The organism is Adhaeribacter terreus, assembly GCF_042657365.1.
Taxonomy (GTDB): domain Bacteria; phylum Bacteroidota; class Bacteroidia; order Cytophagales; family Hymenobacteraceae; genus Adhaeribacter_A; species Adhaeribacter_A terreus.
Window position 1 is genome coordinate 12,253 of the sequence record NZ_JBHSKT010000002.1, and the last position, 24,690, is coordinate 36,942.

The 24,690-nt window shown below is 45.2% G+C and carries 22 protein-coding genes and 1 tRNA gene; 13 read left to right on the top strand and 10 right to left on the bottom strand.

The window, feature by feature from the left end:
* Positions 1-20 precede the first annotated feature (20 nt).
* Positions 21-1,379 (bottom strand): adenylosuccinate lyase, encoded by a 1,359-nt coding sequence (gene purB / locus ACFPIB_RS02990; RefSeq protein WP_378015941.1) that lies wholly within the window; start codon positions 1,377-1,379, stop codon positions 21-23.
* Positions 1,380-1,481: 102 nt separating this feature from the next.
* On the opposite strand from purB, the gene ACFPIB_RS02995 reads away from it, so the two are divergent.
* Entirely contained in the window at positions 1,482-3,158 is a 1,677-nt protein-coding gene (locus ACFPIB_RS02995) for an endonuclease (RefSeq protein WP_378015942.1), read from the top strand.
* Positions 3,159-3,277: 119 nt separating this feature from the next.
* The gene (locus ACFPIB_RS03000) at positions 3,278-5,260 is read left to right on the top strand and encodes a transglycosylase domain-containing protein (RefSeq protein ID WP_378015943.1); all 1,983 of its coding nucleotides are present in this window, start codon (positions 3,278-3,280) and stop codon (positions 5,258-5,260) included.
* A 689-nt stretch (positions 5,261-5,949) separates the two neighbouring features.
* Here the strand turns inward: ACFPIB_RS03000 and ACFPIB_RS03005 are convergent.
* The 3 genes from ACFPIB_RS03005 to hemG form a co-directional block, all read right to left on the bottom strand.
* The gene (locus ACFPIB_RS03005; RefSeq protein WP_378015944.1) at positions 5,950-6,894 is read right to left on the bottom strand and encodes a TerC family protein; all 945 of its coding nucleotides are present in this window, start codon (positions 6,892-6,894) and stop codon (positions 5,950-5,952) included.
* An 81-nt stretch (positions 6,895-6,975) separates the two neighbouring features.
* Positions 6,976-7,707 (bottom strand): polyprenol monophosphomannose synthase, encoded by a 732-nt coding sequence (locus ACFPIB_RS03010; protein ID WP_378015945.1) that lies wholly within the window; start codon positions 7,705-7,707, stop codon positions 6,976-6,978.
* An 18-nt stretch (positions 7,708-7,725) separates the two neighbouring features.
* Positions 7,726-9,063, bottom strand: coding sequence for a protoporphyrinogen oxidase (gene hemG / locus ACFPIB_RS03015; RefSeq protein WP_378015946.1), 1,338 nt, complete (start codon positions 9,061-9,063; stop codon positions 7,726-7,728).
* Positions 9,064-9,317: 254 nt separating this feature from the next.
* Here hemG and ACFPIB_RS03020 point away from each other — a divergent pair, with 254 nt between their 5' ends.
* The 3 genes from ACFPIB_RS03020 to ACFPIB_RS03030 all read left to right on the top strand — a co-directional run bounded on the left by ACFPIB_RS03020 (position 9,318) and on the right by ACFPIB_RS03030 (position 13,260).
* Positions 9,318-9,845, top strand: a complete 528-nt coding sequence (locus ACFPIB_RS03020; protein WP_378015947.1) for a D-glycero-alpha-D-manno-heptose-1,7-bisphosphate 7-phosphatase — start codon at positions 9,318-9,320, stop codon at positions 9,843-9,845.
* A 206-nt stretch (positions 9,846-10,051) separates the two neighbouring features.
* The gene (locus ACFPIB_RS03025; RefSeq protein WP_378015948.1) at positions 10,052-12,724 is read left to right on the top strand and encodes a multicopper oxidase domain-containing protein; all 2,673 of its coding nucleotides are present in this window, start codon (positions 10,052-10,054) and stop codon (positions 12,722-12,724) included.
* Between the two features lie 68 nt (positions 12,725-12,792).
* Positions 12,793-13,260, top strand: a complete 468-nt coding sequence (locus ACFPIB_RS03030; RefSeq protein WP_378015949.1) for a DUF305 domain-containing protein — start codon at positions 12,793-12,795, stop codon at positions 13,258-13,260.
* Between the two features lie 162 nt (positions 13,261-13,422).
* On the opposite strand, the gene ACFPIB_RS03035 is transcribed toward ACFPIB_RS03030, so the two are convergent.
* A complete protein-coding gene (locus ACFPIB_RS03035; RefSeq protein WP_378015950.1) occupies positions 13,423-13,632 on the bottom strand; it encodes a heavy-metal-associated domain-containing protein in 210 nt (69 codons plus the stop codon).
* A 233-nt stretch (positions 13,633-13,865) separates the two neighbouring features.
* Positions 13,866-14,261 (bottom strand): DUF983 domain-containing protein, encoded by a 396-nt coding sequence (locus ACFPIB_RS03040; protein ID WP_378015951.1) that lies wholly within the window; start codon positions 14,259-14,261, stop codon positions 13,866-13,868.
* 220 nt (positions 14,262-14,481) lie between these two features.
* Between ACFPIB_RS03040 and ACFPIB_RS03045 the strand changes: the two genes are divergently transcribed.
* Positions 14,482-15,360, top strand: a complete 879-nt coding sequence (locus tag ACFPIB_RS03045; protein ID WP_378015952.1) for a helix-turn-helix domain-containing protein — start codon at positions 14,482-14,484, stop codon at positions 15,358-15,360.
* A gap of 54 nt (positions 15,361-15,414) precedes the next feature.
* Here ACFPIB_RS03045 and ACFPIB_RS03050 read toward each other — a convergent pair.
* The 4 genes from ACFPIB_RS03050 to ACFPIB_RS03065 form a co-directional block, all read right to left on the bottom strand.
* A tRNA-Leu gene (locus ACFPIB_RS03050) sits at positions 15,415-15,498 on the bottom strand.
* A gap of 20 nt (positions 15,499-15,518) precedes the next feature.
* A complete protein-coding gene (locus ACFPIB_RS03055) occupies positions 15,519-16,052 on the bottom strand; it encodes an iron-sulfur cluster co-chaperone HscB C-terminal domain-containing protein (protein WP_378015953.1) in 534 nt (177 codons plus the stop codon).
* Positions 16,053-16,116: 64 nt separating this feature from the next.
* Positions 16,117-16,437, bottom strand: a complete 321-nt coding sequence (locus ACFPIB_RS03060) for a putative quinol monooxygenase (protein ID WP_378015954.1) — start codon at positions 16,435-16,437, stop codon at positions 16,117-16,119.
* A 235-nt stretch (positions 16,438-16,672) separates the two neighbouring features.
* Positions 16,673-17,449: an SAM hydrolase/SAM-dependent halogenase family protein gene (locus ACFPIB_RS03065; protein ID WP_378015955.1), complete on the bottom strand. Its 777-nt coding sequence runs from the start codon at positions 17,447-17,449 to the stop codon at positions 16,673-16,675.
* Between the two features lie 101 nt (positions 17,450-17,550).
* Between ACFPIB_RS03065 and ACFPIB_RS03070 the strand changes: the two genes are divergently transcribed.
* From ACFPIB_RS03070 to ACFPIB_RS03100, 7 genes are all read left to right on the top strand, one after another.
* Entirely contained in the window at positions 17,551-18,561 is a 1,011-nt protein-coding gene (locus tag ACFPIB_RS03070; protein ID WP_378015956.1) for a PhoH family protein, read from the top strand.
* 130 nt (positions 18,562-18,691) lie between these two features.
* Positions 18,692-19,120, top strand: coding sequence for a GNAT family N-acetyltransferase (locus ACFPIB_RS03075; RefSeq protein WP_378015957.1), 429 nt, complete (start codon positions 18,692-18,694; stop codon positions 19,118-19,120).
* A gap of 318 nt (positions 19,121-19,438) precedes the next feature.
* Positions 19,439-21,544, top strand: a complete 2,106-nt coding sequence (locus ACFPIB_RS03080) for a ComEC/Rec2 family competence protein (RefSeq protein WP_378015958.1) — start codon at positions 19,439-19,441, stop codon at positions 21,542-21,544.
* Between the two features lie 80 nt (positions 21,545-21,624).
* On the top strand, positions 21,625-22,260 hold the full coding sequence (locus tag ACFPIB_RS03085) for a trimeric intracellular cation channel family protein (RefSeq protein ID WP_378015959.1): 636 nt from the start codon (positions 21,625-21,627) through the stop codon (positions 22,258-22,260).
* Positions 22,261-22,360: 100 nt separating this feature from the next.
* On the top strand, positions 22,361-23,134 hold the full coding sequence (locus ACFPIB_RS03090) for an enoyl-CoA hydratase/isomerase family protein (protein ID WP_378015960.1): 774 nt from the start codon (positions 22,361-22,363) through the stop codon (positions 23,132-23,134).
* Positions 23,135-23,176: 42 nt separating this feature from the next.
* Positions 23,177-23,635 (top strand): sterol desaturase family protein, encoded by a 459-nt coding sequence (locus ACFPIB_RS03095; protein ID WP_378015961.1) that lies wholly within the window; start codon positions 23,177-23,179, stop codon positions 23,633-23,635.
* Between the two features lie 9 nt (positions 23,636-23,644).
* Complete coding sequence (locus tag ACFPIB_RS03100; protein WP_378015962.1) at positions 23,645-24,526, top strand: MerR family transcriptional regulator; 882 nt, start codon at positions 23,645-23,647, stop codon at positions 24,524-24,526.
* The last annotated feature ends 164 nt before the right edge of the window (positions 24,527-24,690 follow it).

A 24,690-nucleotide genomic window follows, 5' to 3' on the forward strand; every position in this document is an offset into this window, starting at 1 on the left:
GACTTTTTCAGCCCCAAACCCTAGCGTTTTTCGAATAGGATTCCGGTGTAGTTATAAGGTGAAATAGCGCGCAGTTCGGTTTTTACTTCCTCACTTACGTTTAGCGTTTCAATAAATTCCTGAATGGTTTTTTCGGATATCTTTTCGTTTTTGCGGGTTAGGGCTTTCAGCGCTTCGTAAGGCTGCGGGTAACCTTCGCGGCGCAATACGGTCTGAATGCCTTCGGCTACAACGGCCCAGTTATCTTCCAGGTGCGCTTTCAACGCATTTTCGTTCAGCTGCAATTTGCCAATTCCTTTTTCCAGCGATTTCAGAGCAATTAAAGTGTGCGCCAAAGGCAAGCCTAAATTCCGAAGTACGGTAGAATCGGTAAGATCGCGTTGCAAACGGGAAATTGGGAGTTTAGCAGCGAAAAATTCTAATAAAGCATTGGCAACGCCTAAATTTCCTTCCGCATTTTCAAAATCGATCGGGTTTACTTTGTGCGGCATGGCCGAAGAACCAATTTCGCCAGCTTTAATTTTCTGCCCGAAATAACCCATGGAAATGTATTGCCAAACGTCGCGCGAAAAATCTACCAGAATGGTATTGAGGCGTTTTAAATTATCGCAGTAAGCAGCCAGGTCGTCGTAAGGTTCAATCTGGGTGGTTACGCGCGTGCGGTTCAGACCCAACGTTTCGTTCACAAATTTCGTAGCAAAATCCAGCCAGTCTGTTTTTGGGTAGGCAATAAAATGTGCATTAAAATTACCGGTGGCGCCGCCGAATTTAGCCGAAAACGGTATGTTTTTAAGCGTAGAAAGTTGACGTTGCAAACGGTCGGCAAAAACCATGATCTCTTTGCCCAGGCGGGTAGGAGAGGCCGGTTGGCCGTGCGTGTGCGCCAGCATCGGGATATTGGCCCAGGTTTGCGACAGCTCCGAAAGTGTATTGGCAATGCTTTCGAAAGCCGGAAATAAAACTTTTTCGGTAGCTTCTTTAAGTGAAAGCGGAATTGCGGTGTTATTAATATCCTGCGAAGTAAGGCCGAAGTGGATAAATTCTGCGAACTGGCTCCAGTTATTTTCGTCGAAACGCTTTTTCAGGAAATATTCTACGGCTTTTACGTCGTGGTTAGTAGTGGCTTCCAGCGTTTTAATTTCCTCTGCGTCGGCTTCCGAGAAATTGGTATAGATATCGCGTAAAAAACTGAATTTATCTTTCGGGAAATCAGCGAGTTGCGGTAACGGTATTTCGCATAAGCAAATAAAATATTCTACCTCTACCAGTACGCGGTAGCGGATCAAACCAAATTCGGAAAAGTACGCGGCTAAGTCGGCGGTTTGTTTGCGGTAGCGGCCATCGGCCGGCGAAATGGCAGTGAGGGAATTAAGATTCATAAATATGCGTTAAAGGCCAAAGATACTGCGAAACTGCGTAACTTTTAAAAGAGAATTATTACTAACTTTACAGGCTTTTTTGTACCTATTTTTAAGTAGTTTATGAACAAATTTTACGGCGGTCTGCTGGCTGCTTTTTTCGGCTTTTCTGGTTTACAGGCCCAGACTTTGCAAACCAATAAAACGCAGCTGGCTTTTGGTAACGCTACCGAAATTGCTCCGGCAACACAGCAAATTACCATTTCAAATCCGCTTAATTATGCGGTAAACGTAAAAAATATCCGTTTTTTCAATATTTATGGCGAACCGGCTTTTGCGGTAAGCAATACTTTTCCGATCAATATTCCGGCCGGCAGTTCACAAACGTTAACGGTTACTTTTTCGCCGCTGCACAACATTGCGCACAACACCGAAATGGTGATCGAAACCGATTCGCACGGCGGCGACCTTTCCGTTGACTTAATCGGCCAGGGCAAATATTCGAAGATCTACTACAATAATTCCGAAAACAAGAGCGAAGAACAACTGAAAGTAGCTTTAAAAGGCATTACTTCCAGTCCATATACGTCGTTCAGTTATAATGCCGCCCGCGATAAAATGTTCATGGAATACGATAACTGGAAAGTGAACGGACGCGGAGCAACTGTAAATACGCTGGAATGCATTTACACAGGCCGTAAAATTACCGGTTATACCAGCCGTTCGCAGGCGCAAAACGCACCTATGAATTTTAATACCGAGCATACGTTTCCGCAAGGTTATTTCAATGAAGCTTCGCCGATGGTTTCGGATATGCACCACTTATTCCCTTCCGATAACCCGGCTAATGGCAGCAGAAGCAACTACCGTTTTGGTGTAGCCACGCAGCCTTACCGCAACGATAATATCAATACTCCTTCGCATTTAGGCGCTAATAATTATTACGAACCCCGCGATGCGCAAAAAGGCGCTACCGCCCGGGCCATGCTTTACTTTGTAATTCGCTACCAGGATTACCAGAGCTTTTTTGCGCCGCAGGAAGCCATCTTAAAAACCTGGAACCACGATTTTGCGCCTACAGCCGTAGATGTGAAACGCAACGACGATATTCAGGTGTTGCAAAAGAACAGAAACCCGTTCGTAGATTATCCGCAACTGGCAGCCCGTATTACTAATTTCGTTACCAATTCGGTAGCACCGGATTCTTATGAAATGTACCATACGCCGATCATTAACTATGGTACCATTCCGGCCAATACTACTTTTACCTACAATTTTGTATTGGTAAATAACGGTAACCAAACTATGAATTTCAGCAATGCTATGCTTTCCAAGCCAGCCATTCTGAGTTTTGCGACCGGAACCAATACCACTTTCAGCATTGCACCCGGCGAAGCCCAGATCATGAAAGTGAACCTGAAACTGGCAACTACCGATTCCATTTCCGAGATCCTAACCTTTCAAACCAATATCCCGAACAACACTACGCTGAATGTTCCGATCTACGCGAATAAAAAAGTAACGCCAATGCCTTTGGGCGCGGGTGAAGAAATTGCCAAAGCGCAATTTAACCTGTATCCGAACCCGGTAAACGAGAAGCTGATCGTAGCGCGCGGCAACCAGTTCGGTAAAAATATATATGCTATGGAAATTGTAGATGCGCTGGGTAAAACCGTGAAGCACATTACGGCCACCGGCGATATTACTACCGTGAACGTAGCCGATCTGAAACGCGGCGTTTATTTTCTGCGCATAAATTCCGGTGCAGAAACGCAGGTTAAGAAGTTTATCAAGCTTTAAGACTTTTAGGGCGGTTTTTCCTACCGTTTTAAACGATTTAAACCTTCGGCGCGTCTTTTAGTAAAAGAGAAGCGTTGAAGGTTTCGTTTTTTCTATATTTGTACGATAAACCCTGAAGAGTGCCAGATTACAATAAACAACTGCTTATCCGGCGAAGCCTGCAAGTGCTGGCCGGCCTTTTTATTTTAATTGCCATTGCGTTTGCCGTGCTTTTTATGTACCGCCAACGCCTGCTTAGATATGCCGTAGAAACCGTGCAGGATAAAGTGGAAGCTAAATATCCGGCAAAACTCTTTATCGGCAAAGCGGCTTTCGAAGACCTGAATACGGTGCGGATGGAAAAGATCGCGTTTGTGCCCAACCAGGGAGATACGTTGCTGCGTACGCAGGAAGTTTTTGCCGAGATCAGTTTGCGGACGCTTTTTAAAGGCCGGGTTATTTTTAACGAGCTCAGCATTGAAAATGCCTATTTAACGGCCGTGAAAAACCCGGATGGCAGCAATAATTATTCGTTCTTGCTGGGGAAGAAGAAAGAAGAACCGGTAGATACCACTAAAAGCCGCAACTACGGCATCTTGCTTAACAACCTGATCGAAAAAGCCTTTGAAAGCGTGCCGGACCAGGTAAGCTTTAAGAATCTGAACGTAAGTTATGCTTCGGAGCATCGGAATATAAACATGAAAATGCCTTCGCTGCAGATAAAAGACGGCGAAATTAAGACGGCGCTTAGTGTAAAAACCGATTCGCTGGTGAATAATCTGCAGGTGCACGGCACCATAAATCCGGGTAAATATTTCATTTCGGCACGGCTTTATGCCTTAGATACAGGTGGAATAAAACTGCCTTATGTAAAACAGAAATTTGGCGGCACCGTGGCTTTCGATACGCTGGCGGTGAGTTTAACGAGCAAGGATTTCTCGAAGAATATGCTTACCGTGCGCGGCGATGCCAGCATTACCAGTCTGAAAGTGAACCACCCGCGCATTTCCGATTCGGATGTGAAAGTGAAAAGCGGTTCGGTGCATTACGTGGTTTCTTTAGGGCCCGATTATTATGCCGTTGATAGTTTAACCGAAGTGCGCGTAAATAAAATAAAAGCGTATCCGGTAATTCAGCTGCGCACCAAACCTACCCGCGATCTGATCGTGCGGTTGCGCACCGACGTTACCCCGGCTACCGATTTCTTTTCGAGTCTGCCAACCGGCGTGTTCGAAAGTGTGGAAGACATGGAAGGGACCGGCGGGCTTTCCTACAAATTAAAATCGCACATCAACTTTGCTGACCTGAAACATTTAACTTTCGATTCTGACCTGGAAGGCCACGATTTCAAGATCACCAAATACGGCAGCGAAGATCTTTCCCGCATCAACAAACCATTTGTTTATACGGCTTATGAATACGGCAAACCGGTCCGGAATATTCTGGTTGGCCCAGGTAATCCGTATTTTGCGCCTTACAATACCATTTCCCGCTACATCAAATATGCCATCATGACTTCGGAAGACGCGGCTTTTTTCAAGCATAAAGGGTTTCATGAAGAGGCGTTCCGGCAGAGTATTGCAACCAATATTAAAGCGAAGAAATTTGTCCGCGGCGGCAGTACCATTTCTATGCAGCTGGTAAAAAACGTGTTCCTGACGCGGAAGAAAACCATTGCCCGGAAAGCTGAAGAAGCATTAATTGTGTGGCTGATCGAGAACAATAACCTGGTTTCCAAAACCCGGATGTACGAGGTTTACCTGAACATTATTGAATGGGGACCGAATGTGTACGGTATTAAAGATGCGTCGCGGTTCTTCTACGGCAAACAGCCTTCGGAACTTACATTGGGCGAAAGTATCTTCCTGGCCAGCATTATTCCGAAACCCAAAGCGTATAAAAATTCCTTCGATGCGCACGGTAATTTAAAGCCTCGCGTTGCCTGGTATTTCAAGCTGATCTCGGGTATAATGCTGCGTCGCGGCCAGATAAGCCAGGAAGAATATGATGCGTTGCAGCCGCGTGTAGAGCTTTACGGTCGCGCCCGCGATTTGATCGTTACCGCGCCGGATACTGCTGCCACCGATTCGCTGCAATTATCGCCGATCGATATTTTGGATTAAATAACGGAACTGTCCAAAAACCGCCTTTGATATTTTATCAAAGGCGGTTTTTTGTTTAAAAGTGTAGCGTTTTTCGTCATCTCGACGATAGGAGAGATCTCTTCGGGTTAGTAGTTTGGTTTACTATTGAGTTTTTGTGCCTGGAAGGATACCGTTTTTCTGTCATCCTGAGCACAATTGAGCGCGGGAGCGCGAAGATTGCGAGCGTAGCTCTGAAGGACCTCATCGGCGGGTAGTAGTTTTTCAACTAAAAAGGATACCGTTTTTGAAATACCTTTTCTGTTAAACATCTGACTTTTAACTTTCATCGGCAATTTATTCCCTCAAGCCGGGTGGCTTCGTTTCTGCATTCGCGGCTGCACCCTTTCCTTTGCTTGCGCAATTTTGCTAAAGCAAAAGTCGGAAAGTGCGGAGGCCGCTCTCACAGAAACTGGTATAATTTCCCTTCGTAATCAGCTTCTTTTTAGTTTAGTTTTCTTGATAGCGTGATTTTCGCGCGACGTTGCGCTGGCGAAATGCGTGAAATAGTAGTAAAGTAAAGCTCCCTCCTTGATAAGGAGGGGTTGGGGGTGGTTGATCTTCATTGCCATCTACTTTAACTGACGGTTTAAATCAATAAATACCACTTCAAACAGTTGTCCTTAAAATCCTGATCCAAAACACTATGGTTTCAGGCTGAAAAAGTGATGTTAATCCTGCTTTATCGGTAATTCTTCATCATCTTTTTTCGGGAACAGCAGGGAAGCAACAACCGAAAGTAGTAAAATGCCGCCTACAATGCCAAGTGCCACGCGCATATCAAAATGATAAATATCTGAAAGAACCAGTTTGGTACCGATGAAAACCAGGATCAGCGCAAGGCCATAGTGCAGGTAGTGGAAAAGCTGCATGACGCCGGATAAAGCAAAATACAGGGCCCGTAAACCAAGTAATGCAAAAACGTTGGAGGTATAAACTATAAATGTATCGCGGGAAATGGCTAAAATTGCCGGTATGGAATCCATTGCGAATACCAGGTCAGTCGTTTCTACCATGATCAGCACAATGAAAAGCGGCGTGGCAAAGATCATGCGTTCGCGTTTTACGAAGAATTTTCCGCCTACCAGTTCGTTGGTAACCGGCATAAAACGGCTGATAAATTTTACTACCGGGTTGGCTTTCGGGTTTACTTCGGGCTCGTTGGAAGTAGTAGCCATTTTTATACCGGTGAAGATCAGGAAGGCACCTAACAGGTAAATTATGAAATGGAATTTAGCCAGTAAAGCCACACCTACCACAATAAAGAAGGCACGTAAAACCAAAGCCCCGATAATGCCCCAGAACAGGATCTTATGCTGGTAGATCTGAGGGATTTTAAAGTAGTTGAACAGCACGATGAACACAAACAGGTTATCGACACTCAGCGATTTTTCAATGAGGTAGGCCGTCAGGAATTCCAGGGCCGGATCGGTGCCCATGTAGTAGTAAATCAGGCCGTTAAAGATCAGCGCCAGCGCGATCCAGAAAGCACTGAAACCGAGCGCCTCCTTGATCTTTACCACATGCGCATCGCGGTGAAATACGAACAGGTCCAGGGCCAGCATACCCAGAACGAACAAGTTAAAATAGATCCAGAAGGATATGTCTATTGCCATGATTTTTGAATAAACGCGGTAGCACTTTCAAAGCAGTTTGCTTTTAAATGCCCGAAAATTAGCTCTTACGAACCAGAAGCATCAGCGGTTAAAATGCCGGAAGAAACTATCTACCTTCATTCGGATCACGCCGTAAAATGCTTCCTGAATAATTCCCTTGCTCATTTTCGATTCGCCTTTCGTACGATCAGTAAAAATAATGGGTACTTCTTTTATCTTGAAGCCGTATTTATAAGCCAGGAATTTCATTTCGATCTGGAACGCATACCCAATAAATTTGATTTCGTCGAGCGGAATGGTTTCCAGAACTTTGCGGGTGTAGCATTTAAAACCGGCGGTAGCATCCTGAATGGGCATGCCGGTAATAAAGCGTACATAATAGCTCGCAAAATAACTCATCAGCACGCGGTTCATGGGCCAGTTTACCACATTCACGCCTTTTATGTAACGGCTGCCAATGGCCACATCGTAACCTTCTTCGGAGCAGGCTTTATACAGCTTTATCAGGTCTTCGGGGTTATGCGAGAAATCGGCGTCCATTTCGAAAATATATTCGTAGCCGCGGGCCAGCGCATATTTGAAACCATGAATATAGGCCGTGCCCAAACCAAGTTTGCCTTTGCGTTCTTCCAGAAAAAGCCGGTCCGGAAATTCCTGCTGCAGATTTTTAACAATGGCACCTGTCCCGTCAGGCGAATTATCATCAATGATCAAAACATCGAAAGGTACTTCCAGCGAAAAGACTTTACGGATTATAGCGGCCGCATTTTCTTTTTCGTTGTACGTCGGAATTACCACAATTGCGTTATTCATAGCTTCAAAGATAAGCAATCAGGCGCTTTGGGTTGCTGCCAGCGCCTGAATTTTTTTTGCCACTTCTGCCGCCTGTTTTACGCACTCCGGCACCGAAATGCCCGAATACCAGTTGCTTGCCACAAAAACGTGTTCCGCTTCCAGGGTTTTAGCCAGTTGCTGTGCATCTTCAATAAAAAGATCGAACTGCGGAATGGCGTGGTTCCACATATAAAAATGCTGAAAAACCGGTCTTTCGGCGGAAATATGGTAATTGCGTTGCAGCTCTTCGTGTACGGTTTTCAGAATTTCGGCGCGTGGTTTCTGGGCATTTTCTTTCAGCTGCGCACCGCCGATCATGGTTGTGAACATTACTTCGTCTTCGTGGCAACGCCCTTCAAAAACCGAACTGTTCCACACGGAACCCGCAGAAAACTGGTTTTCAGATTTCGGGTGGAGTGCGCCAAAACCTTTTAGCGGAAATTTTACGTTGGACCGGCGGTAAACCGAATGCACCACGCAAACCGGCGGATAATTTACGTTCCGCAAGGCTGCCGCCACTCCGGGAAAAGTAAATTCGAGCAGCGTAGTAGCTTTATGGGCCGGCAAAGCCAAAACCAGAATATCGTATTCAGAATTTGTAAACTCGGGCGAAGAGGTGCTGATAATGAATTTTCCGTGCGATTTCGTTACCATTTCTACCTGGGCGCTGGTATGCAGCTCGATCAGTTTGGAAGCAATAGCCAGCGGCAGGATTTGCAATCCATTTTTAAACGAAAACATACGCCGCCGTGCAGCTTTTGCTTTCATCAGGCCTTTGAGCACCGAACCGTATTCCGTTTCAAATTTTACCAGTTGCGGAAAAGTTTTCTGAATGAGTAACTGCTCCGGATCACCGCCAAAAATGCCCATTACCAGCGGCGCCACAGCTTTTTCAACTACTTCCCGGTTAAAACGACGTTCAAAAAACTGGCTTACGGTTTCGAGCGGATCGGGTGGTTGCGGCGCTAAAAAACGTTCCTGCATAATTTTATAGCGGGTTTTCCAGCTGAAAAAATTACTGCTTATCAGTTGCAGAATCGTTTCGGGAAGTTTTTGATAATGGCCGTGCTGAAAAATATACCGGCTGCCGGCAACTTCTTTGGTTTCAATTACTTCGTGCTCCAGTTTCAGTTCGCGGATCAGCGTTTCCAGTTCGTCGGTCATGTGCAGGGCATTGGGTCCCATTTCGAGCACGTAATTTTTGGTGATCACCGATTTTATGTTGCCGCCCGGTAATTCTGCCTGCTCAAAAATATGGTAAGAAATGCCCATTTTCTGCAAATAATAGGCTACTGTGAGCCCCGAAATACCGCCGCCAATTATACCTGCCTTCATGCTTTAAAACCTGATAAATTAGAAACAGCGGAAATTCTAAAAAAAGTATTGGTCATGCTTTTATGCTTTTCTTCAATCAATATTTCCGGCTTAAAAACGCTATGGTTTCAGCCCGAAAAACTGCCGGGAGTATGCAGCTTCTTTACGAAAAAAAGCGCAGAAGTTTCCGGAGAAAAATGGTATGCTTTTGAGCCGAAAAACTCTTTGCCCGGAAACCGTGAAACCTGATAAATGCTTTGTAGCTTTGAAACGCTATGGAAAACGAAGGAAAAAGTAAGGCTGTATTTCTGGACCGCGACGGCGTGTTAAACGTGGAACGCGGCGATTATACGTACCTGGTAAATGAATTTGAGGTGATTGCCGGCGTGCCCGAAGCGCTGAAACTGCTGAAAGATGCCGGTTATTTACTGATCGTGGTTACGAACCAAGGCGGCATTGCTAAAGGAATTTACACCAAAGACGCCGTTTTTGCCTGCCACGAAAAACTGCAGCAAGCCTGCGGAAACTGCATCGATGCACTTTATTATGCACCTTCCCATCCGTCAGTTTCTGAGTCATTGAGCCGCAAACCTGATTCATTAATGCTGGAAAAAGCCATAGCCAGATTTAACATTGCACCCGAAAATTCCTGGCTCATCGGCGACCGCAAACGTGACCTGGAAGCGGCATCCAAAGTAAACGTGAAAAGCATTCTGGCCGGCCACGAAGAAACATTTCCGCATCCATTTCGGGAAAACGATCTACTGGCCGCTGCGAAATACATTCTGAGCCAGGAGAAATAGTTATTCCATTCCAAGTCTCTTCTTTACGAACCTCACTGTTTTTAAATCGGTGAGGTTTTTTTGTAGCCGGTCCGGTTTACTTTTTTGCTGCTTTTTCCTAACGTTTTCCGACTTTTCGGGTAAAGGAAACAGGCGCGCTTAATATTTCAAATTAGTCGTCTTTTCGGAATACTGAAGCGCCTTTCGTGGCATTTTAGCGTAAACGAATGAAGAAACTGTTACTATTTATACTGTTTTTATTTTTCAGCCTAGGCATATTTGCCCAACACAAAGGCCATAATATGCCGGTGAAGCAAACTCAGCAACCTGCTATTTACGCCTGCCCCATGCACCCCGAAGTGCAAAGTAACAAACCCGGCACCTGCCCGAAATGTGGCATGGCGCTGGTAAAACAGAAAACTAAAGCTACTCCCAAATCCAAACCACAGCCCGAAACACAACCAAAACCTGCGCCTAAACCACCAGTAAAATCCGCTGAAAAAGCCACGCAAAAGCCGGCCGTTAAAACTACAGTTCCTGCTAAAAAAACGGTACCGGTAAGCAAAGAAAAACCCAAACCGCCGGTTACCAACGAAGCTGTAAAATCCGAGCCCGTAGAAAAAGCCGGTCATAAAATTGAAAGTCCGGGCCTGACCAGTAAACCTAAAACTGTGCGCTACGATCTTTACGTGGAAGATACGCTGGTGAATTTCACGGGGAAAAATAAAAAAGCCATTGCCATTAACGGCAGTATTCCGGCGCCAACTTTAACGTTTACCGAAGGCGATACCGCCGAAATTTACGTGCACAACAAAATGGACGTGGAAACTTCGGTGCATTGGCATGGCGTTTTTCTGCCCAACAGAATGGATGGCGTACCCTGGCTTACCCAGAAACCTATAAAACCGCACAGCACTTATTTATACAAATTTCCGGTAATTCAGAACGGCACGTATTGGTACCACAGCCACACCAAACTACAGGAGCAAAGCGGCATGTACGGCGCCCTCGTCTTCCTGAAACGCAACGAACCCGAAATTCCGGCCATTCCCATTGTTTTAAGCGACTGGACCGATATGAAACCCAAAGAAGTGGACCGTTCGCTGCACAGCGCCACCGATTGGTTTGCCATAAAAAAAGGCGCTACCCAAAGCTATGCCGAAGCGATCAGGAAAGGCCATTTCACCACCAAACTGAAGAACGAATGGAAACGCATGATGGCCATGGATGTGAGCGATGTGTATTACGAAAAATTGCTCACGAACGGCAAGCCGGTGGCGGAAGCTACCCAGTTTAAAGCCGGCGACGAAGTGAAACTGCGGGTTGTGAACGGCGGCGCTTCCACGTATTTCTGGCTTACGTATGCAGGCGGAAAGTTTACCGTGGTAGCCAACGACGGCAACGACGTAGAACCCGTAGAAGCAGATCGGCTGATCATTGCACCTTCCGAAACCTACGACGTGATGATTACCATTCCGGAAGACATGCAGTACGAATTTCTGGCTACCGCCGAAGACCGCACGAAATCTACTTCTTTGTGGCTGGGCAGCGGTCATAAAATGCCTGCCAAGCCGCTCGGCCGCCTCAAATATTTCGAGGGTATGAAAATGATGAACGGCATGATGAAAATGAACGGCGACATGGAACCGATGGGCATGAAAATGAGCAACCAGCAAATGGACATGAACATGGTAATGTACCCCGAAATTACCGGCGAAGAAAGCAACTCGAAACCAGCAAAACCTGCAAATTCTGCCCCGAAAAACGGTATACCGGTAGAGCAAAAAACTGATACAGCCAGGAAAGGAAATTCTCATGCCGGCCATGAAATGCAAAACCAGCAAATGCAGGATCACAGCATGCATAATATGGAAATGAACGCCGACAAGGAATTTGAAACCCTGAACTATGGCATGCTGCGGGCGCCGGAACAAACCACCCTGAAACCCGGCCCGGAAAGAATTTTACGCTTTGAGCTTACCGGAAATATGAACCGCTACGTCTGGACGCTGGATAATAAGACGGTATCGGAATCGGATAAAATTCTCATTAAGAAGGGCGAGAACGTGAAGATCATCATGTTCAACAATTCTATGATGCGCCACCCCATGCATTTGCATGGCCACGATTTCCGGGTTTTGAACGGGCACGGAGAATATGCGCCGCTTAAAAACGTGATCGATATTATGCCCATGGAAACCGACACCATTGAATTTGCGGCCACCGAAAGCGGCGACTGGTTTTTTCACTGCCACATTCTTTATCACATGATGAGCGGTATGGGCCGGGTTTTCAGTTACCAGAATTCGGCGCCAAACCCGGAATTACCCGATCCGAAAATGGCACAACGCATGCTGAACCGCGACGATAAAATGTTTCACCTGATGGGCATGGTGGGGCTGGAAACAAATGGCTCCGACGGCGAAATAATGCTGGCCAATACGCGCTACCGGCTTTCTACCGAATGGAGAGTTGGTTTGCAAGCCTCGCATGGCTTGGAAAGTGAAACGTATTTTGGGCGGTATTTCGGTAAAATGCAGTGGCTGTTTCCTTTCATCGGTTTCGATTATCATCATAACAGCGTGAAGAATGAACCGGAAGAAACGCTTTTGGGCCAGGTAAGCAATCAGAATAACCGCAAAGCTTTTGTGGCCGGGGTGCAATATACCTTACCTATGCTGGTGGTTTCAGAATTTCGGGTAGATAGTAAAGGGAAATTCCGGATTCAGCTGATGCGGGAAGATATTCCGCTTACGAGCCGTTTACGATTGAATTTAATGGGAAATTCGGATAAAGAATACATGGTGGGCCTGCGTTACATTCTTACCAAATACATTTCCCTTTCCACGCATTACGACAGCGATATGAGTAACGGCGTAGGCATAACTTTTACCTACTGATATTCGGTGGTTTTTTGCCGGTATAATTCAGAAAACCAAATTTTTGCAAAACTAACTAAACGGAAAAAATGGAAGATCAGAAAACGGGAGCAGGGAATTATAGAAAATTCGCCCTGATGTTAACTGCTTCATTTATAATTATGTATGCAGTAATGTTCCTGAATGTTTATGAATTTAGTCACGTTTATTTAAGTCTTACCAGATTTTACATGACCCTGCTGATGGTTGCACCCATGGCGGTACTTATGCTTTTAATGATGCCGATGATGTATAAGAATAAAAAACTGAACATGGTGCTTATTTTTTCCAGCATTGTTGTGTTTGCATTGGCTTTAACGTTTTTGCGAAAGCAAATCCCGGTGCAGGATGAACAATTCATGAAAGCTATGATCCCGCATCATTCCTCCGCGATTCTGGTAAGTGAAAATGCCGATCTGCAGGACCCGGAAGTAAAAAAACTGGCCGAACAGATCATCAGCTCCCAAAAAGAAGAAATCAGCCAAATGAAAGCAATTCTGGAAAGGATGAAAAAGTAAGCGGGAAACTTTTTCTAAGTGATACAAACCGTGGGGTAAAACCAGCCAGAAGTAAAGGTATTATTCTGTGAATTGCTGTTTCCTATAACAAAAATGCAAAAAGCCAATCCGAAGATCGGCTTTTTAGGAAGGATATAAACCTTTGAGTTTTTAAGCCGAAAGTTATAGCGTTTCAGCTTTATAACCAGCTTCCTGCACTAATTTTATTACATCTTCCCAGGTTAGATCTGTGGTGGAAACCGTTAAGATTTTTTGTGCATTTCCGGTATCTACTTTCCATTCGCTGATGCCTGCTGCCTTGTCTAAAAAAGGCGTGATATTGGCTACGCAGCCACCGCAATTGATATTGGTTTTAAATTTCAGATCTTTCATAATCCATGCATTTAAGTTCTTTACAAAGATAATTCCGGGCGCAGGCGTTTGCGTTACAGGATTTGCGGCGTTCGTTATAAATTTTTGATCCGGTTTTGCGGATGCAGGCACTTTTTAGTGCTGAAAGCATAGCGTTTTTTTAGCTCAGAAAGGCAGTTTTTTACTGGAATAGCGTATAATTTGTCCGTTGAAATTGCTGAAGCAGCTAATGCTGAAATAGCAGTTTCCGGGTTTCAGGCTTTTTTAGGAATTTCGTTGCCGGGGCCTTCGTAGTGCACAAATATGCTGATCCACATGGCCCGGGAAATGCGGAAAATAATGGGTAAAAAGCCGACAATGACAAATAGCAGTACGCCCAGCATCATCGTGGTGCTCACATCTTCCAGAAACTGGTAAAGTACCACCATCGCCACCAGAAAAACACCTACGTTAATACCGAAACTCACGTACATCGCCCCGAAATAATAGCCCGGTTCCGGTTCAAGCGATTGGCCGCAGCTCGAACAGTTACTGTGCATGTCAGCAAATTTTGTGGTGTATAAAGTGCCTTTCGGAAACATGTTTCCTTCGCGGCATCTTGGGCATTTTGTATTAAGAATGCTGTATATTAAAGAATTTGGCTGGCTCATGATGTTGTCCTCCGTATTAGGTTCTACACAAAGTTACGGCAGCTTTTTTGTGGTTTCATGTAACAAAAATTCCCTAATACTGGACATTTAAGCCTATAAATTGCCCGCGAAACAGGTATTGCGGTAGACAGATTACTATGCTTGCAAACCAAAAAGGGAAACTTCTGATGGATTCCATAAATTTGTTTTCCTGCAAACGTTTCAGTGCTAACCATTCTCTATGCCGAAGCAACCATTACCCATTTACCAGATCCAGGACTTCAACGCCCAGGCCCAGAAGGAACGTTACTTTTATGTGAACTCGTTTGCGAACCATTTGCAGGAACATTTATTTACCCGCGAGCCTCATAAACACGATTTTTACATCGTTATTCTCATTACTAAAGGCTCCGGTACGCATACAATCGATTTTAAGAAGTATGAAGTGCGGCCAAATACGATTTTCTTTATGAAGCCCGGGCAGGTGCATAGCTGGGAGATCTCTGAAGATGCCGATGGAATGGTGGTTTTCTTTACTTCTGAATTTTATTTAAAGGAGTTTCCGTACCGCAAACTATACGATTTCCCCTTCTTCAATGCCTTGCTTTACCAGCCCAAACTCACGGTTTCGGAAGCGGGAAAAATGTTGATCTTACAGGTTTACGAAGCTTTGCAAAAGGAATATGCGGTTCCGGTTTTTATGCGCAACGAAATGCTGCGTTCTTACCTGAATATTATGTTCATAAACCTGGCCCGGATGTATCATGCGCAAGGTTTTAAGGGCGAAATGGCGGGAAAAGAACTGGTACTTTTGCAGCATTTAGAAGACCTGATCGAGCAGCATTTTAAGGAACATGCGCCGGTAACTTTTTATGCCGGGCATTTAAACGTAACCACCAAGCACCTGAACGAAGTGTGCAAGCGTTCTGTAGGCAAAACTACCAACGAGCTCTTGCAGGAACGTTTGTTACTGGAAGCGCAGCGATTATTAGTGCATTCAGAACTGACCAGCTCACAAATTGCCACCGAGCTTGGTTATTTCGATACAACGTATTTTTTCCGGTTCTTTAAAAAGCACGTGGGCCAAACGCCGGAGCAGTTTAGAAGTGCTGGGAAATAAAATCTGAATTTAAAACGAAAAAGCCTGACAATCTTTTGATTATCAGGCTTTCAGTACCCAGAGCCGGGGTCGAACCGGCACATCCGTGAAGATATTGGTGTTTGAGACCAACGCGTCTACCGATTCCGCCATCTGGGCATTTGGTAGCCATTCCTGTTTCAGAAACGGTTTGCAAATGTAGCCAAGGTTTCTTTAATGCGCAAGAGGTATTTCCGTTTTAAATAATAAATTTTTATCTGTTCCAGCGCGCTTGCTTTATCAGTTTCCGGCAGGTTTTCGTATTGCTCCAGCACCGGTTTGGTTTTCCTTTCCAGCGCATTCCAGATCTCGGTAAAACCAGCCTGCAACGTCGCCACCGATTCCGGATCGAACTCGAATTCCAGCTCCATCAGTTTTTCGTTCAGCTCCATTACTTCCATCAGGAAAATGGGCGGCAGGTCGTTTTTTGTGCTTTCGCCGGTTAAGTTGTGCTGTTCCAGCATATAAGCCAGGCGGCTCTCAAAATTGCTCAGCGTTTTATAAGCGTTCGTGTTCAGGGTAGAAAGCTCCAGAATTTCACGTTGCTTTTCGGGCGTGGCTGTTGCGTGAAAATCGGGGTGATATTTACGGCTGTTCTCATAGAATTTCGCTTTCACCAGTTTATCATCCGGAAAAAAGCTTTCGGGTATGCCGTAAAATTCAAAGTAATTCATAAGCTTGTTTTTAAAAATTTACGCTGCTTTCCATGACTTTTTCAGGTTAAAAGCATAGCGTTTTTTAACGGTTTTGCAGCGTTTCAGCTACCAAAGCATCCGGAAACTGGTGCGCCGAAAAGGCTACCGGCGGCGCCGCAAAAAGTCGTTTCGTAGCCGGCCAGACCTGTCCGAACAGTTCTGATTTGCGGTAATTATTCAAATGCGTTTCCGATTCCCAGTGGCTGTAGGTCATGAAAATATGCGGGTCGTTGTGGTCCTGCAATAATTCCATGTGCCGGCAACCCGCAAAACCCCGGATCTTATCTTTCGATTCGTTAAAAACCTCCAGAAATTCGGTAACCTTTTCCGCCTGAAAAACCATGCGCACTACGCGGATCAACATCTTTTTAATGATTAATTGTTAATGAATAATGAAAAATCAATCGGAAAACGGTAGGGTTTTAGTACTAAAAACTAATTACAAAACATTATTGATTAGAAGCTATCTTATTTAATACACCTGTCATCCTGAACGCGAGTGAAGGACCTTGTCGGCTCTCAGTAGAAACGTTGCTACAAAGAGCCGACAAGTTGTTTTGCTATCGCTCAACATGACAAACCTATTTATGAGACAGCTTCTAATCACTAATAACCGGAAAATGAACGTCTACCTGCGAGTCGAAATCTAAGCCTAGAAGTTCAGCTGCGTTGCCTTTGTTTATGCCAATGCAGAGGAAATTCTGGCTGTTGTAAACGCAAACACATTCGCCTTCGGGTTGTTGCGTAAAACGGTCGGAAATGCGGGTTACTTTTTCGCGGGCAAAATGAATGGTAAAGCTGCGTTCGTGCCCAATCGTTTCGATGCTGTCGCGGGTAATGTTGGTTACCAGGTTGCCGTAATGATCTACGTGAATTACGTGGCCGGTAATGGCGTGGTCGTTCAGGCGCAATTGCCGGTTAATGAGTTGGCGCATGTGCGTGGTTTTCGGACCCAGATCTTCCAGGTTTCCGCCGCCAGCCAAATGCAAAGCCGCCGGGGCCAGCCAGTCGCGGGCCGGGGCAGGGGTTGGTTTTTCGGTAGCAATTTCTACCAGTTCTTCCGGCTCCGAATCGGTTAAAAGCGAAATAATACCGTTGTCGGCGGCCAGAAAATAATGGCCTTTGTATTTTGCCGCGTGGTATTTCCCTGACTTAGAATTTTGCGTATCTACGGCAATTAAATGCACGGTTCCTTCGGGAAAATCGCGGAAAACGGCCGAAAGTACGAACACCGCATGAGCAATATCGAAAGGCTCTACGGCGTGCGAAATATCTACAATGTTCAGGTCGGGCTGGCTGCTGAGCAGGCGCGCTTTTACCGAAGCCACGTAATGATCGCGGTAACCAAAATCGGATAAAAAAGAAATGATAGGCATAGCGGCGAAACTATATTATTCTTACTATTGTAATGTATACAAAAGTAGTTTATATTATTAGATACTGGGTGAAACAGTAACTTAAATTAACGAGCATAAATTTGGTAGAGAAGGTAATAACACTCGAAAATATTTCCCTTATAGATTTTTTAGGACTTGAAAATCAGAATATTAAGCAGCTGGCTGCCGCTTTTCCGAGCAGCAAGATCATTTCGCGGGGGAACGAAATAAAAATTCAGGGCAAAACGCCCGAGATAACTAAGATAGACGAAATCCTTTCATCGCTTATAGAGCATTACCACAAGTACGGCAAAATTACGCACACCAGTGTAAATAAATACCTGGCGCCGGATTTGGAAGGGGAAGAAGAAATAATTCCGACTTCGCCGGACGTAATTCTGTATGGCAGCCGCGGCAACGTGATTAAAGCTAAAACGCCGAACCAGAAAAAGCTGGCCGAGGCCATTGAAAAGAACGATCTGGTTTTTGTGCTTGGTCCGGCGGGTACGGGTAAAACCTACGTGGCTGTTGCCATGGCGGTGCGTGCGCTGAAGAACAAGGAAGTGAAAAAGATCATCATATCGCGTCCGGTGGTGGAGGCAGGCGAAAGTTTAGGCTTTTTGCCCGGCGATATGAAGGAAAAAGTAGACCCGTATTTGCGGCCAATTTACGATGCTTTGGAAGACATGATCCCGCTGGAAAAACTGAAGTTCTACCAGGAAAACAAGATCATTGAAATTGCCCCGCTGGCGTATATGCGCGGCCGAACGCTCAGCAGCGCTTTTGTTTTGCTCGATGAAGCCCAGAATACCACCCCAATGCAGATGAAAATGTTCCTGACCCGGATGGGACAAGGCGCAAAAGTAGTAGTAAACGGCGACCGTTCGCAGGTCGATCTTCCGAAAAAACAGAAATCGGGCTTAAGCGAAACGCTGAATATTCTGCGCGACGTGCAAGGTATTGGTTTTGTGGAAATGAAAGCGGAGGATGTGGTACGGCATAAACTGGTGAAAGACATTGTGGACGCTTATAATAAATTTGAAGAGAACGCCGTGCCAGATTACGGACCAGACCGCCCGGTGCGGCCGGCAAACCCAAACTTCAACGCTTAATATCTAACGCTCCGGAAGATGAATTTTCGGAGAATAATAAAGCGATATAATCAAATTTATAAATAATTTTAAGCCGTTCCGGTTTTGCATTTGCAGCGCCGGAACGGTTTCTTTTTGCTAAAAAAACGCTATGGTTTCCGTACAAAAAACTGCTAATAAACAAGACCTGGAAACGGTATTCAACATCCGCCAGAAAGTATTTGTGGAAGAACAAAATGTGTCTCCCGAAGAAGAATATGATGAATTTGAAGAAACTGCCGCGCATTATTTAGCCTCTTACAACGGCGAACCGGCTGGCGTAGCGCGGTGGCGCGAAACGGAAAATGGGGTGAAACTGGAACGCTTTGCCGTTTTAGAAAATTTCCGGAACAAGGAAGTTGGCGGCCACATTTTAAAACGGGTTTTGCAGGATGTAAAAGCGGCTCATCCAGATAAAACAGTTTACTTACACGCCCAACTCAAAGCCATTCCGTTTTACGAGCGTCACGGGTTTCAGAAAGTAGGCGAGCAGTTCAGCGAATGCGATATCGAGCATTTTAAAATGGTGCTGCAAGCGTAAAACAAACAGGCCGGAAAACGCTATGTTTTCCGGCCTGAAAACTGCTTTTTAAAATCAGGGTCATTTCATTCTGAAGGAAAGGTACCTCTTCCGGATTTATAAATCCGGAAGCGATCTGTATCGGGTCTATTGACCCGAATGCACTATTTTAAAAATCAAAGCGCGCGGGTCAATAGACCCGCCACAGGTCGTTTTCGGATAAAAAATATCCGAAAAAGCAATTTTATTTAAGAATGAATTGGCCTTGCTTTACATATTTTATCTTTTATTACGGAAATGCGTATCAGAGGCAGTTGTTGTTAAAATCTGCTGCTTCCGATGATTAAATGGGCGCCTTATCCGTTTCTGCGCATTTTGCTGGCTTTTATTGCGGGCATTCTGCTGGCGGTAAAATTCGAAAATGCCGGTTACCCGGTTTTGTGGTTCTTCCTTCCGGCGTTTGTCTTTTTTCTCGCAATTTATTTCCTGGCTAAAAAACGCCGTTCCGCCTTTCTTTTTTCGGTTTCCGGCATTGCTGCACTGTTTTGTTTCATGCTTTCCGGCTGGCTTTTAACCGAAATTCGAACGGAGAAAAACGATAAAAACCACCTGCTTCGCCAAGCCGGTGCGGTAACGCATTACGTTGGTTTTATCAACGACTTTTTGCTCGAAAAGCCTACCGTTTTTCAAAGCACTTTGCATTTGCAGCAGGTTAAAATTAACGGTAAATGGCAGGCGGTAACCGGTAAAATTCAGGTAAGTTTCCGGAAAGATCCAGCCCTGCAAAAACCGAAATACGGCGATGTTCTGCTGATAAAAGGAACTCCGAAACTAGTAGATCCGCCGCTTAATCCCGGGCAGTTCGATTATCGCAAATACCTCGCGATCCGCAATATTCATCACCAGCAGTATTTATATGCCGGGCAGTTCGAAGTGCTGGGGCAGGAAGTAAGCAATCCGGTAATGGCGTTGAGCATTCAGTTGCGGCGCAACCTCGATCTGATATTTAGGAAATTTGTGCCTTCGCACCGCGAATATGGCATTGCTTCGGCACTGGTTTTAGGCGTGAAAGATGAACTTGAGAACGACATAAAAGCCACCTATTCCAACACCGGCACCATGCACGTGCTGGCGGTTTCGGGTTTGCACGTGGGGCTGGTATTTTCCATTTTAAGCCTGGGCCTGAAACGATTAAGAAACACAACTTCGCACCGGTTATTTTCCGCGGCAATTGTTTTAACGGTGGTGTGGAGTTACGCTTTTATCACGGCTTTGTCGCCATCGGTTTTGCGGGCTGCCGTTATGTTTACGTTTGTGGTTGGCGCGCAGGTGTTGCAGAAACGCAGCAATATGTACAATACGCTCGCTACGGCCGCTTTTGCATTGCTTTGCTACGATCCGTTTTTTCTTTTCGATGTCGGGTTTCAGTTGTCATTTGTAGCCGTATTGGCCATCGTTTACCTGGCGCCGCGCATCTATAAATTTTTCGATTTTGAGAATAAAGCAGCCGATACTTTTTGGGAAATGACGAGCGTTTCTATTGCTGCGCAGATCGGTACTTTCCCGCTGAGTTTATATTATTTTCACCAGTTTCCGGTTTACTTTTTAATATCGAATTTAATTGCCGTTCCACTTTCTACCATCGTGCTTTATAACGGTCTGGCGCTGCTTACTTTTTTCTGGATCCCGGGTTTAAACCTGGTTTTGGGTAAACTCATGCAAGGCCTGCTCTGGCTGATGAACGAAAGCATGATGTGGCTCGAAAAATGGCCTTTAGCGTTAGTAAATCGTATTCCTTTCTCAGGATTCGAAGCCATTTTGGTTTACAGTTTAATCCTGGTTTTATTCGTGTTTTTCGCCCGCCGGAAACTCAAATTTCTAGTGATTGCAAGTGCTATTTTGCTTGTGTTTTCCGGAAGCCGGCTGAAGGAAAATTTAGCCGGAAATACCAAGCCAAAACTGATCATTTTTGCGGTGCCGAAACAATCGGTCTGGAGCTTTTCGGGTGAAAATGCTACCGTTTTTGCCGACTCTTCTTTTGTGCAAAACAAACAAGCCATTGCCTTTACCCTGGAGCCAGCTTTTTTGCAGGCAAGAACCCAAAACGTTTTTTACCAGAACTGGAACAGCAGCAATACCGGTAATATTCCACAAATAAAAACTGATGAAATGCGTTTGTTTAGCTGGCGTGGTTTGAAAATAATGGCGCTCGAAAAACCGTTGAGAAAGCATTTTAAGCAACCGCTGAAAGTTGATTACCTCGTTGTCCGGAATAATGCCTGGATCTCGGCCAAAAAACTGCAGCAGAATTTCCGTTTTAAAAAGCTGGTCTTCGATTCTTCAAACGAAACCTGGTACGTAAAATGGCTTTCAGGTCAATTAGAAACCGCCGCAATTCCATACCACAATGTAACCACGCAGGGTGCATTTACAGTACAACCCTGAAATTTGCTGTTTTATGAAGCGCTTTGTTTAATTTGGCGTCCCGCTTCTGACTTTTTACGCCGTTTTCCCTACCGTTTTCTATGCGTTTTCCTGAAATATTAATCCTGTTCAGAGAGTTTCATTTTGTAGATATCGTGCTTTACATCGGTATTTTTGTGTTTGCTATTACCGGAGCATTAAAAGCGCGCGCGCACCAGATGGATATTTTCGGGGCCGGCGTGCTGGCTTTTGCCACGGCTTACGGCGGCGGCACGCTGCGCGACTTACTGATCGGGATAAAAATTAACTGGATGAATGACCAGCTGGCGCTTGGCCTGGTAATTTCGGCGGTAATCATTGTTTTTCTACTGCGGCGCAATAAAGCTGAATTTAACCGCTCGCTGTTTTTTACCGATGCCATTGGCTTGGGAATGTTTACCATTGCCGGTATAGAAAGGAGTCTGGCCAACGGCGTAAACGAAATTTATGCGGTTCTAATGGGTGTAATGTCGGCGACGTTTGGCGGTTTGTTGGCCGATATTATCAGTAACCATGTGCCGGCGCTGCTCAAAAAAGGTGAATTGTACGCTACCGTTTGTCTGATAGGAGGGACAGTTTATATTTTGCTGGCGCGCCTGCAACTGAACGATGACCTGAACATGCTGATCTGCGTGATATTGGTCGTTTTGCTGCGTATTATTTCCAAGTGGAAGCGCATTTTCCTGCCCGAAATCTAAAATACCGGAATTTATTGCTGAAAACCCATCATTTTTGCCAGCTTCCTGCTGTAATTCGGGCAAGGTTTCTACTTTTGCAGAACTAAACAGGAAATGCACCATGAACTATATCCAGTACGAAACGCAAAACCGCATTGCATACATTACTTTAAACCGCCCCGAAAAACGCAATGCCCTGAATTACGATGTGGTAGCGGAATTGAAAGCCGCTTTTACCCGCGCCGAAGCCGATGAAGAATGCAAAGTAGTGGTTCTGCGGGCCAACGGTGCGGTTTTCTGCGCCGGTGCCGACCTGGAATACATGCAGCAATTACAGGCCAATACTTACGACGAAAACCTCGAAGATTCCACGCATTTAATGCAGCTTTTCCTGCAGATCTATAAACTGAAAAAAGTGGTGATCGGGCAGATCCATGGGCATGCTATTGCCGGTGGTTGTGGTTTAGCCACCATTTGCGATTTTTCGTTTACCGTGCCGGAAGCCAAATTTGGTTACACCGAAGTGAAGATCGGTTTTATTCCGGCCATTGTAAAAGTGTTTCTGCTCCGCAAACTCGGCGAAGCCAAAGCTAAAGAATTACTGCTTACCGGCGACCTGATCAACGCGCCGGAAGCACAGAAGCTGGGCTTGATAAATTACGTGGTTTCTGGCGAAGACCTGGAAAAAACGGTAGCTAAATTCGCCCAAAAACTCATAACCGAAAATTCGGAGCAAAGCATGGCACTTACCAAAGAAATGATCGCCAACGTGCAGAGCATGACCCTGGAAAACGGATTAAATTACGCCGCCGAAATGAACGCCCACGCCCGCGCCACCGCCGATTGTAAAAAAGGCATTGCCTCGTTTCTGACCAAAGAAAAGCTGAGCTGGTAAATTTTGCTGAAACAAAAAAACGGGTTGGCGGTTAGGAAAGGTATGCTGATAGGAATTGGAATAACCCTGCTTGTTTTTTTACTGATGGAAGTAAAGGCCTGGCTCATGCATAAATACGTGCTGCACGGCTTTCTCTGGAATCTGCACCAAAGCCACCACACGCCGCGCAAAACTTTCTGGGAATGGAACGACCTGTTTTTTGCTTACTACGGACTGCTGGCCATGCTGTGCTTTATTTTCGGAACTGAGAACCTGGACTGGCGTTTCTGGACCGGCATTGGCATAAGTTTGTATGGGCTGGTTTATTTTGTAGTGCATGATCTGTACATTCACCGGCGGCTGAAAATATTCGGCAAGACCGGCAATAGTTATTTAAGAGCGCTGGATATTGCGCACAAAGTGCATCATAAAACCCGTGGCCGCAATGGTTCCGAATCTTTCGGAATGTTGTGGGTGCATCCAAAATTCTTCCGTTTGGCAAAACAAAAAAATAGCATTTAAAACAGCAACGTGGCACACTATTCCATTAAAGAACTGGAACACCTTTCGGGCATTAAAGCGCATACCATCCGTATCTGGGAGCAGCGCTATGCCATACTAACGCCGAAACGTACCGATACCAATATCCGGTTTTATAATGATGCCGACCTGAAAAATATTCTGAACGTTTCTTTGCTGAACGAACGCGGTTTTAAAATTTCGAAGATCGCGAAAATGAAACCCGAGCAGATAGCGGCCGAAATAATGGCGCTTTCTGAAATGCCCGGCGATAACCAAAGCCAGGTAAATGCGCTGATCGCGGCCATGCTCGATATGAACGAAGAGCATTTTGAAAAAGCGTTGAACAAACCGATTCTGCAGCTCGGTTTTGAACATGCCATTTTACAGGTGGTTTACCCGTTCCTGAATAAGATCGGTATTTTGTGGCAAACCAATAACATTTGTCCGGCCCACGAGCATTTTGTATCCAACCTTATCCGTCAGAAACTGATCGTAGCCATCGATGGCCAGAACCTAGCTTCCGCAGCTACTTCCGAAAAATTCCTGCTTTTTCTGCCGGAAGGCGAACTTCATGAACTGGCGCTGCTTTTTATGAATTACCTGCTGCGCGCCCGTAAATACCACGTTTTGTACCTGAGCCAAAATCTGCCTTTCCCTGATTTGGTGCGCGCTTTTGATTATTATCAGCCGCAAAATATTGTAACGGCCCTTACTTCTTTTCCGGAGAGAGATCAGGTGCAGCATTTTCTGGATAAGCTTTCCCGTCAATTTCCGCAGACCCGCATTTTGGTTTATGGTCACCAGGCGCAATATGATTTTCTGAAATTTCCGGAAAACACGAAGAAGCTAAACCTCATTTCCGACTTTATAGAAATCATTACCCCGGCCTGATTTCCAGGCCAAGCCCTTCTACTTTTTACTTCTAAAATCATAGCGTTTTCCTGTTTTGTTTTACTTTTCCGGGAAAAACTTCGAATATTTTACTTTTTTTTTCAGGCAGTTGGCTAGCAGTTTTCCGCTTATCCCATAATAATTGCCAATAGCCGCAATCCACG